Below are 9,556 nucleotides of genomic sequence, written 5' to 3'. Positions count from 1 at the left end.
ACGCCGTACTGGTTTAAAGTTAAGCCACTATACATTTTCAGACGACCCGACATATCCCAAGGTCGTCTGAAAATACCGACCAAAAAATCAGTGCCGCCGTTTTTCTTCAATATTGACACCCAACCCAAATAACGGCAGACCCCGCATTCACACCCACCCCTAAAAACGGAAACCCACCCGTTCCCGTTTCAGACGACCTCGCGGCCGTTTTCCCACAAAACCGTCCAACCTCAGGAGCATCCGATGAAACACCTTCACGACTTACCGGCTTGGTCAAAATTATGGATACATTTTGACGAAACCAAAGAACAACACATGCGCGAAATGTTCGATCAAGACCCGCAGCGTGCCGAACGCTACTGGCTGCAAGTCGGCGGACTGACGCTGGATTACTCCAAAAACCGCATCAACGACGAAACCATGGCACTGTTGTTCGAGCTTGCCCGTGAAGCCGGCGTACCCGAACGCATGCAGCAGATGTTCCGCGGCGAAAAAATCAACACCACCGAAAACCGCGCCGTCCTCCACGTCGCCCTGCGCAACCGCACCAACTCCCCCATCATCGTTGACGGCGAAGACGTCATGCCCAAAGTCAACCACGTCCTCCAACGCATGGGCGAATTCGCACACGAAGTCCGCAGCGGCAGCTGGTTAGGCTATACCAACCAAGTCATCACCGACATCGTCAACATCGGCATCGGCGGCTCCGACCTCGGCCCGCTGATGATGTGTACCGCGCTCAAACCCTTCGGACACCCCCGCCTCAACATGCACTTCGTCTCCAACGTGGACGGCTCCCAACTGCGCGACGTATTGTCCAAAGTCCACCCCGAGACCACCCTCTTCATCATCGCCTCCAAAACCTTCACCACCCAAGAAACCCTCACCAACGCCCTGACCGCGCGCAAATGGTTCCTTGACCACGCCGGCGACGAAGCCGCCGTCGCCAAACACTTCGTCGCCGTATCCACCAACCAAAAAGCCGTCGCCGAGTTCGGCATCGACACCGCCAACATGTTCGAATTTTGGGACTGGGTCGGCGGACGATACAGCCTATGGTCAGCCATCGGCCTGCCCATCATGCTCTATTTGGGCGAAGAAAACTTCATCGAAATGCTCAACGGCGCGCACCTGATGGACCAACACTTCATCAACACCCCGCTCGAGCGCAACATGCCCGTCATCCTCGCCCTCATCGGCATCTGGTACATCAACTACTACGGCGGCGGCAGCCACGTCATCGCCCCCTACGACCAACACCTCCACCGCCTGCCCAAATTCATCCAGCAGCTCGACATGGAGAGCAACGGCAAACAAGTTACCCTCGACGGCAAAGCAGTCGGCTACGAAACCTCCCCGATTATTTGGGGCGAAACCGGCATCAACGGTCAGCACGCCTTCTTCCAACTGCTGCACCAAGGTACCCACATCACCCCGATCGACCTCATCGCCTCGCTTGAGAAACGCAGCAACCTGCGCGGTCACCACGAAATCCTGCTCGCCAACGTCTTCGCCCAAGCCGAAGCCTTCATGCGCGGCAAAACCCCCGACGAAGTCCGCGCCGAACTCAAAGCCCAAGGCATGGAAGCAGAGCGCATCGAAGAGCTGGTTCCGCACAAAACCTTCTCAGGCAACCGCCCGACCAACCTCATCCTCATGGACAAAATCAACCCCCGCAACATGGGCAGCCTGATCGCCATGTACGAACACAAAACCTTCGTCCAAGGCATCATCTGGGGCATCAACAGCTTCGACCAATGGGGTGTCGAACTCGGCAAACAGCTCGCCAAAACCATCCTCGCCGAGCTGACTGGCGAAACCGGCGTACAAAAACACGACAGCTCCACCACCCGCCTGATCAACCTTTATCTGAACGCCAACAAATAAAGACAGCCCCATCAGGACAAAAGGTCGTCTGAAAACCCAGATTCAAGGTTTTCAGACGACCTTTTTTATTCCCTGTATAGCGTTTATCAACCGTTAGACAGCGAAACAACAAACAAAATAACCTGCACCAAAGGCAGAGCGGCTGCAACCGTTTTGACAAACAAACGATCAGGCTTTTCCATCCTCGGAAGCTGATATTGTTTCAGCCACCACAACCCCACCAGATAAGTAGAAACCGGTACGGACGCATAACCCGTCAAAAGACTGATGCCAATGGCAGCCTCACTGTTCCCGAAAAAATGGCGGACAATCGGTTCGGCAATCAGAGCAACCGCCACACCCACGCACAATGCCCCGATCATTTGAACTGCAAACAGGCTCATACCAGCGATAATGCTTTGTTTTGTGTTTAATCCGAATCCTCGATTGACGGCAACGATATCAACTGCACACCATAACAGACACAACAACAGACCAAATAGCGAAAACATGCCTACCTCCGATCTTTAAATCCGTTTTCAGACGACCTTTCCGCTTATCTTGCCGTTACCGCCTCAAGGCAGGGCTTTGAACGCCAACAAATAAAGACAGTTCTCAGGACAAAAGGTTGTCTGAAAGAGTTGATAAATATAGCAGGAATTCAAATAAGGAATAACGACAACATGGCGGTTTGCCATTGAAGCTGCCATACATTTATGGATATCGATATTTCTTCCGTTTTATAAATTTTCAACGGGGTGTCCATAAAAATACTTCATACCCTCTATCCAGTTTTTTTCGGCTAACCGATCGATATAGCCAATCATCAAATCAAGTTCATTTCTCGAGATGACAGCATCAGTCTCAACTGGAATTTTTTCGCCCGTAAAGATAGATAAAAGGGAAGATTGGACATAGAGATTATATTTTTCCCTCTTTTGTGCGGCAATATATAGAGCAGTCATAATTTCTTGCGTCAATAAACCGGGAAAGGCGGGAGAGGCTTTATAGTAATAACAATCTGAATCTATCGTTTTTATCTTATCCAGATATAAATTTCCTACCTCATCCAAGGTTGCGTTTTCCGATAATGTTGAACGATAGTTGAGGAAAATATCCAACGCATCTTTTATCGCTATTTCTAAATTACTGTCAAAGCCATCCCATTGCCCCCACAACGCTAAAAGGTATGGAGTGACTTGGTATGACATTGTTGCCGTTGCGCCGACAACGAAGGTAAAGGCACCAAATGACGATGCGGAATCCAAAAAACGCAAATTCCCAATGTTTTGCAAATCATCGTGTGTACACACCGAACAAAACAGCCTAATACACAAATTTAATACCGTTTTATCTTTTGTTTGGTTCATCAGGTCGACTAAAAGGTTTTTGACGGAAAAATCTCCTTTTTTCATGATTTCGACAATGAGCAATATGCGTTCACGTTCTTCCTGAACCGAAAGCAAGCTGCCCTTTAGTTCATCCAAACTCATCTGATTGACTTTGCCATACCAAATTCCGGGCAGTAATACTTCAATCATGTACCAAGCTCCTATCTTAAACTTTACTTTCAAAATGCAAAGGTCGTCTGAAAAAGCCCGTATTCGGGGTTTTCAGACGACCTTTCCCTTATTCTTCTTAGTTTGCCGCCTCAAGGCAGGGCGATGAATTTAATCAGCACTTCTTTGAAAATAAAGCCGAACACGCCCAAGCCCAATACCAGGAACAAAATCGCGATGCCGAATTTGCCCGCCTTGGATTCCTTGCCCAAGTTCCAGACGATAAAGCCCAAGAAAATAACCAGTCCGGTCAGGCAGATTTTCATCGCCCAGTCAGAAAATTCTGCTTCACTCATAATTGATTTCCTTATTTGATGTTGTGTATATAGTGGCTTAACTTTAAACCGACGGCGTTACCTCGCCTTAGTTCAAAGAGAACGATTCCTCTAAGGTGCTGAAGCACCAAAGTGAATCGGTTCTGTACTGTCTGTACTGTGCGGCTTCGTCCGCCTTGTCCTGATTTAAAGTTAATCCACTATATTTTAATGTTTTCAGACGACCTTTAAAACGCCAAGAGGTCGTCTGAAATGTAATGGTTCAGCAAATACCGTCCGTCGGGCGTTTGCCTTAACGTGCCAACGCCTGTTTCAAATCGTCAATCAAATCATCGACGTATTCCAAACCGACGGACAGGCGCACCAGTCCGGGGCGGATATTGGCGGCGAGTTTTTCTTCGGGCTGCATCCTGCCGTGTGTGGTTGTCCACGGGTGGGTAATGGTCGAGCGCACGTCGCCGAGGTTGGCGGTACGGGAGAAGAGTTCGACGCCGTCCACGATTTTCCACGCGGCGTCAGTGTCCGCGACTTCAAAGCCGATGACAATGCCGCCGCCGTTTTGCTGTTTGCGGATAAGCTCCGCCTGCGGATGGTCGGGCAATCCGGTGTAGTAAACGGCTTGAACCTGCGGCTGCGCTTGCAGCCATTGGGCGATTTTCAGGGCGTTGTCGAACTGTTTTTCCATACGCAGCGACAGGGTTTCCACGCCGCTCAACAACTGCCATGCGTTAAACGGCGACATTGCCAGCCCGCAAGAGTTGCAGTAAACGGCGACCTGCGTCATCAATTCTTCCGAACCCGCCAACACGCCGCCCATCACGCGCCCGTGTCCGTCGATGGCTTTGGTTGCGGAGGAAACGGAAATATCCGCGCCGTGTTTCAAAGGCTGCGAGCCGACGGGCGACAGCAGGCTGTTGTCCACCACCAAAAGCGCGCCGATGCTGTGCGCCAATTCTGCCAAGGCTTCCAAGTCGGCCACTTCGCCCAAGGGGTTGGAAGGTGTTTCCAAAAACAGCAGTTTGGTGTTGGCTTTGACGGCGGCTTTCCATTCGTCCACATCTGTCGGCGACACATGGCTCACTTCGATGCCGAATTTGGTGACGATGTTATTGATAAAGCCGACGGTCGTGCCGAACAGGCTGCGGCTGGAAATCACATGGTCGCCCGCCTGCAGGAAGGTGAAAAACGCCGCCTGAATCGCGGACATACCGGTCGAAGTGGCGACCGCGCGTTCCGCGCCTTCTAAGGCGGCGATGCGTTTTTCAAAAGCGGCTGTGGTCGGATTGGCAGTGCGGGTATAAGTGAACCCTTTGATTTTTTTGGAAAACAAATCGGCGGCGTGTTGGGCGTTATCCCACATGAAGCTGCTGGTGAGGAACAATGCCTGATTGTGTTCGCGGTATTCGGTTTGCTCTTTGCCGCCGCGTATGGCGAGCGTCTGCGGGTGGAGTTTTTTACTCATTTGTTTTCCAATCTTGTTCAGTAGGTTTGTTTGGTGTCGTAAAGGAGGAAGCCATAGGTTAACTTGTTAACATTTTGCGCTTATTTGCGCCGTCTTTCAAGTTTGACGGCAAATAGCAAAAGGTCGTCTGAAAACGTTTTTCAGACGACCTTTTGCAACCGTTCCAAGCTTTTATTGATAAACCCGTCCGTTGTGCTCCAGCCAGCCGTCGGTATGGCGGCCTGCGGGGTCGTGGTGCGTCCAATGGAGGACGCCGCCCTGCTCCGACCATTCGTATTCGCCGTAGAAGCCGACTTTATCGCCTTTTTTCAAGCCTTTGATTTTGTCGGCGAGGTCGATGTTGTGTGCCACTAAAAGCGTTTGCCCGCTGGACAGTTTCAAGATAAAACGCTGATGGCGCGTGCCTTGGTTGTCGTCGGGCAGCGTTTTGAGAACCGTACCTGCGCCTTTCACCTGAATATCACTCTGTTGGTTTTCAAAGGCTTGCTGCAATATTTGTTCCACGCTGCCCTGCCCTGCTTGGCGGTCGGACTTCGGCTGCTTGGATTGCGACTTTTTGGATTCAGACTGTTCGGATTGGCGTTTTTCCGCCTGGGTTTGGGGCTGCGTTTGGGTTGGTACGGCATCCGCCGCCTGACCTTGCCGCCCCTGCTGCATTTTTTGATAACCGACTACCACGGCGGCAACAATCAGTATCCAAATCCATTTGTTTTTGTTCATAAAATCCACGCCCAAAAAAATGCCCGACGGTTCATCGGGCATAAATTATTTGAAAGGAGTTAAATCACGATAACGTGAGCCGCCATTATATACAAAACCGGCGGAAAAATCAGCATTTTCAGTCCGATACCTGAAGCGGCGGCTTCGTTATCACGCTTTTTTGTTTCCCTGACTGTATTTCATTTCGTATTTGATGTCGTTCAGGATTTTTTTCACGTTGTAATCCAAAAGCTGTTCTACCAAATCGGGCGCCTGTTCGCTGAGGGTTTGTTGGAGCTGGTAGGTAAACAACGCCATTTGTTTCTGCACGGCGGTGCGTATCATGCCGTTGACGGCATCGGCAACGTGCGGGCGCAGGCGTTTGATTAAACGCTCGCTCAGGTCTTGCTCGGAAATGCAGAACACTTCCCTGCGGTTGATAACCTGCGGGTTCAACACGTTGATATGGACGGTAATCGGCGGCGTTTCTTCTTTGGGGTCGTCTGAAACCTGCTCTTGCGCCTGCGGATTTTCGTTTTCAGACGACGTTGTCTCTGCTTTTGCGGACGCGTCAAATTCGACCGTTTTACGTTTCGGGTTCAGCCAAACCGTGCGCGTGGACTCGATTTGCCTGTCGGACGCGCTCATTTGCAGCGAAGACTGCGCGTTCAGCCAGTTTTCCTGCAAAATCACCATCGCATCGGTCTCCGCCGTTTCAGCGGCTTCTTCCTCCAGCATGGCGTTGTGTTCCTCCTGCCATTTGCGCAGATATTCTGTCAACACGGCATCGCGGTTGGCATCGTCGAGCTTGACCGACTTGGCTTTGGGCTTCTGCTCGAAGGCAGGCTCTTGAGATTCGCGCACCAAAGGCGCGTGTGTGTAAGGTGCGTTCAATTGGCGGGTTTGCCGCAGCTTTTCCAAGCGGCTTTCCCAATCCAGGCTTTCATCCGTTTGTTGTGGCGTATCGGGACGATTCGTATCCATTTTTAGCTTTCGTTCTTCCGTTGTGTCATTTCATTTCACGCGCATAGCGAATGCCGTGATTTGCTATAATGCGGTATTTTAACAGATTCCCAGGAACACATCATGAGCAGCATCGAACAACGCCTCGAATATTTGGAAGAAGCCAACGACGTTTTGCGTATGCAGAACCACGTCCTCGCCACCGCCCTCAAAGGCCTGATCCGTTCGCTGCCGTCCGAGATGGCAAACGAAGCCGTCGAGTCCATCCAGCTTGCCTTTGAAGACGCGCTCGCCGAATTGAATTACGAAGACAGCCCGCATACCGACCTCTTCCATGACGTAACCTACGCTTTTTTCCGCGAAAAAGACCACTGACGCGTAGCGATTTTACCAAACCGTGTTAAACTATCCGTTTATTTATTAATATCCGTAAAGAAGGAACCTCCCCATGAACATGAAAAAATGGATTGCAGCCGCCCTCGCCTGCTCCGCGCTGGCACTCTCCGCCTGCGGCGGCCAAAGCAAAGACGCTTCCTCGTCAGCCCCTAAAGCCGACAAAGTGTACCGCGTCGCCGCCAACGCCGAATTCGCCCCTTTCGAATCATTGGATTCCGCCGGCAACGTTGAAGGTTTCGACGTCGATTTGATGAACGCGATGGCAAAAGCCGGCGGATTCAAAGTCGAATTCAAACACCAGCCTTGGGACAGCCTCTTCCCCGCGCTCAAAAACGGCGATACGGATATCGTCATCTCCGGCGTAACCATTACCGACGAGCGCAAGCAGTCCATGGATTTCACCGACCCTTATTTTGAAATCACCCAAGTCGTCCTCGTTCCCAAAGGTAAAAAAGTCGCCTCTTCAGACGACCTCAAAAACATGGCGAAAGTCGGCGTCGTTACCGGACAAACCGGCGACTTCTCCGTTTCCAAACTCTTGGGCAACGACAATCCTAAAATCGCCCGCTTCGAGAGCGTTCCTTTGGTCATCAAAGAGCTGGAAAACGGCGGCGTGGATGCCGTAGTCAGCGACAGCGCGGTCATCGCCAACTATGTGAAAAACAACCCGACCAAAAGCATGGACTTCATCACCCTGCCTGATTTCACGATCGAAAACTACGGCATTGCCGCACGCAAAGGCGACGAAGCGACCGTCAAAATGCTGAACGAAGCGCTGAAAAAAGTACGCGACAGCGGCGAATACGACAAAATCCACGCCAAATACTTCGCCAAAGAAGGCGATAAAGCGGCAGCCGCCAGCCAACCTGAAGCAGCCAAATAATCTGTTTCAACGTTCTTAAGCAATAAGAAAGGTCGTCTGAAAGCCTGTATCGCGGGTTTCAGACGACCTTTTATAGTGGATCCCGTTCCGAAGGCAGTATTGGGCGGCTTGGCCCTACCCTCGTTATCCGATAGCCAAGTCTTTCCGAACCAAGCCGCCGCAGAAACTCAAACACACAGAAAGTCCCTTATGTCCCAATCCACACCCGCCCCGCTGGGCGAAAAGCAAATGGCGGTTTTGATGGCGATGTTGGTTGCCCTGATGCCGTTTTCGGTCGATGCCTACCTTCCCGCCATTCCGGAAATGGCGCAGTCGTTGAGCACGGATATCCACCGCATTGAGCAGAGTTTGGTTTTGTTTATGTTCGGCGTGGCGTTCGGGCAGATTGCCGGCGGCGCGGTTTCGGACATCAAGGGGCGCAGACCGGTGGCTTTGTTCGGTTTGAGCATTTATTTTGCGGCCGTTGTCGCGCTGACGATGGTGCAGTCGGTGGACGGGCTGTTGAACCTGCGCGCGGTACAGGCGTTTGGGGCGGGGATGACGGTGGTCATCGTCGGAGCGATGGTGCGCGATTATTATTCGGGCAGGCAGGCGGCGCAGATGTTTGCCTTAATCGGCATTATCCTGATGGTCGTACCGCTGATTGCGCCTATGTTCGGCTCGATGTTGCAGGATTTGGGCGGCTGGCGTTTTATTTTCGGCTTTTTGGCGGCGTATTCGTTTGTTTTGTTTATCTTGGTGTTTACTTTCCTCCCGCGTCCGAAGCAGACGGGTAAAATCAGGATGGACATTTTCGGACTGGTGGCGGGCAGGTTTGCCAGAGTGCTGAAAACGCGGGCGGCGATGGGCTATCTGTTTTTTCAGGCATTCAGCTTTGCGTCGATGTTTGCATTTTTGACGGAATCGTCTTTTGTTTACCAAAAACTGTACCATGTGACGCCGCACCAATATTCTTGGGCCTTTGCGCTGAACGTCCTTACGATGGCTTCGTTCAACCGCATCACGGCATGGCGGCTGAAAACGGGGGCGCACCCGCAAAGTATTTTGAAATGGGGCATTATCGTGCAGTTTGTGGCGAACCTGACGATGGTGCTGTTGGTCGTATCGATGGGGCTGCCGCCGATGTGGGCTTTGGTGCCATGCGTAATGTTTTCGGTAGGCACGCAAGGCTTGGTCGGCGCAAACACGCAGGCTTGCTTTATGGCTTATTTCAAGCAGGAAAGCGCCAGCGCAAATGGGGTATTGGGCGCGTTCCAATCCATCATCGGCGCAAGCGTAGGGCTGTTGGCAACGCGGCTGCACAATGGTTCTGCGTTGGTGATGGCGGGCATGATGCTGGCTTCGACGGTATGCGGGATTGTGTTGCTTTGGCTCTGCTCGCATCAGGCTTGGAAGGAAAACGATAAAAGCGAATATGTGTGAATATAGTGGATTAACTTTAAACCAGTACGGC

At 51.6% G+C, this 9,556-nt stretch carries 10 protein-coding genes; 4 read left to right on the top strand and 6 right to left on the bottom strand.

Annotation, left to right across the window (positions count from 1 at the left end):
• Window positions 1-243 precede the first annotated feature (243 nt).
• Window positions 244-1,887: a glucose-6-phosphate isomerase gene (gene pgi, locus HMPREF2726_RS07305; RefSeq protein ID WP_070602836.1), complete on the top strand. Its 1,644-nt coding sequence runs from the start codon at window positions 244-246 to the stop codon at window positions 1,885-1,887.
• A gap of 86 nt (window positions 1,888-1,973) precedes the next feature.
• Here the strand turns inward: pgi and HMPREF2726_RS07300 are convergent, their stop codons facing one another.
• The 6 genes from HMPREF2726_RS07300 to HMPREF2726_RS07275 all read right to left on the bottom strand — a co-directional run bounded on the left by HMPREF2726_RS07300 (window position 1,974) and on the right by HMPREF2726_RS07275 (window position 6,845).
• On the bottom strand, window positions 1,974-2,378 hold the full coding sequence (locus HMPREF2726_RS07300) for a hypothetical protein (RefSeq protein WP_070602834.1): 405 nt from the start codon (window positions 2,376-2,378) through the stop codon (window positions 1,974-1,976).
• Window positions 2,379-2,606: 228 nt separating this feature from the next.
• Window positions 2,607-3,407, bottom strand: coding sequence for an Imm47 family immunity protein (gene imm47, locus HMPREF2726_RS07295; protein ID WP_070602832.1), 801 nt, complete (start codon window positions 3,405-3,407; stop codon window positions 2,607-2,609).
• A gap of 110 nt (window positions 3,408-3,517) precedes the next feature.
• Entirely contained in the window at window positions 3,518-3,721 is a 204-nt protein-coding gene (locus HMPREF2726_RS07290; RefSeq protein WP_003768561.1) for a DUF2788 domain-containing protein, read from the bottom strand.
• A 271-nt stretch (window positions 3,722-3,992) separates the two neighbouring features.
• Window positions 3,993-5,162, bottom strand: coding sequence for an O-succinylhomoserine sulfhydrylase (gene metZ, locus HMPREF2726_RS07285; protein WP_049230517.1), 1,170 nt, complete (start codon window positions 5,160-5,162; stop codon window positions 3,993-3,995).
• 171 nt (window positions 5,163-5,333) lie between these two features.
• Window positions 5,334-5,924 (bottom strand): DUF3465 domain-containing protein, encoded by a 591-nt coding sequence (locus HMPREF2726_RS07280; protein WP_070602830.1) that lies wholly within the window; start codon window positions 5,922-5,924, stop codon window positions 5,334-5,336.
• A 108-nt stretch (window positions 5,925-6,032) separates the two neighbouring features.
• On the bottom strand, window positions 6,033-6,845 hold the full coding sequence (locus HMPREF2726_RS07275; protein ID WP_070602828.1) for a hypothetical protein: 813 nt from the start codon (window positions 6,843-6,845) through the stop codon (window positions 6,033-6,035).
• Between the two features lie 102 nt (window positions 6,846-6,947).
• Between HMPREF2726_RS07275 and HMPREF2726_RS07270 the strand changes: the two genes are divergently transcribed.
• The 3 genes from HMPREF2726_RS07270 (at window position 6,948) to HMPREF2726_RS07260 (ending at window position 9,525) form a co-directional block, all read left to right on the top strand.
• Window positions 6,948-7,199 carry an NGO1151 family protein gene (locus tag HMPREF2726_RS07270; protein ID WP_070602826.1) on the top strand — a complete coding sequence of 84 codons (252 nt, stop codon included), beginning with the start codon at window positions 6,948-6,950 and terminating at the stop codon, window positions 7,197-7,199.
• A 73-nt stretch (window positions 7,200-7,272) separates the two neighbouring features.
• On the top strand, window positions 7,273-8,103 hold the full coding sequence (locus HMPREF2726_RS07265; RefSeq protein WP_045072373.1) for a basic amino acid ABC transporter substrate-binding protein: 831 nt from the start codon (window positions 7,273-7,275) through the stop codon (window positions 8,101-8,103).
• 189 nt (window positions 8,104-8,292) lie between these two features.
• Window positions 8,293-9,525 (top strand): multidrug effflux MFS transporter, encoded by a 1,233-nt coding sequence (locus HMPREF2726_RS07260; protein ID WP_070602823.1) that lies wholly within the window; start codon window positions 8,293-8,295, stop codon window positions 9,523-9,525.
• The last annotated feature ends 31 nt before the right edge of the window (window positions 9,526-9,556 follow it).

It is taken from the genome of Neisseria sp. HMSC074B07 (genome assembly GCF_001810355.1).
GTDB lineage: Bacteria > Pseudomonadota > Gammaproteobacteria > Burkholderiales > Neisseriaceae > Neisseria.
Note: the sequence above shows the minus strand (reverse complement) of the source record. Positions and strands in the feature narration are given on the sequence as shown.

Excerpts from the sequence above, each read along its gene's own strand:
- pgi (WP_070602836.1), top strand. The coding sequence starts at position 244 with ATGAAACACCTTCACGACTTACCGGCTTGGTCAAAATTATGGATACAT.
- HMPREF2726_RS07300 (WP_070602834.1), bottom strand. The coding sequence starts at position 2,378 with ATGTTTTCGCTATTTGGTCTGTTGTTGTGTCTGTTATGGTGTGCAGTT.
- imm47 (WP_070602832.1), bottom strand. The coding sequence starts at position 3,407 with ATGATTGAAGTATTACTGCCCGGAATTTGGTATGGCAAAGTCAATCAG.
- HMPREF2726_RS07290 (WP_003768561.1), bottom strand. The coding sequence starts at position 3,721 with ATGAGTGAAGCAGAATTTTCTGACTGGGCGATGAAAATCTGCCTGACC.
- metZ (WP_049230517.1), bottom strand. The coding sequence starts at position 5,162 with ATGAGTAAAAAACTCCACCCGCAGACGCTCGCCATACGCGGCGGCAAA.
- HMPREF2726_RS07280 (WP_070602830.1), bottom strand. The coding sequence starts at position 5,924 with ATGCCCGATGAACCGTCGGGCATTTTTTTGGGCGTGGATTTTATGAAC.
- HMPREF2726_RS07275 (WP_070602828.1), bottom strand. The coding sequence starts at position 6,845 with ATGGATACGAATCGTCCCGATACGCCACAACAAACGGATGAAAGCCTG.
- HMPREF2726_RS07270 (WP_070602826.1), top strand. The coding sequence starts at position 6,948 with ATGAGCAGCATCGAACAACGCCTCGAATATTTGGAAGAAGCCAACGAC.
- HMPREF2726_RS07265 (WP_045072373.1), top strand. The coding sequence starts at position 7,273 with ATGAACATGAAAAAATGGATTGCAGCCGCCCTCGCCTGCTCCGCGCTG.
- HMPREF2726_RS07260 (WP_070602823.1), top strand. The coding sequence starts at position 8,293 with ATGTCCCAATCCACACCCGCCCCGCTGGGCGAAAAGCAAATGGCGGTT.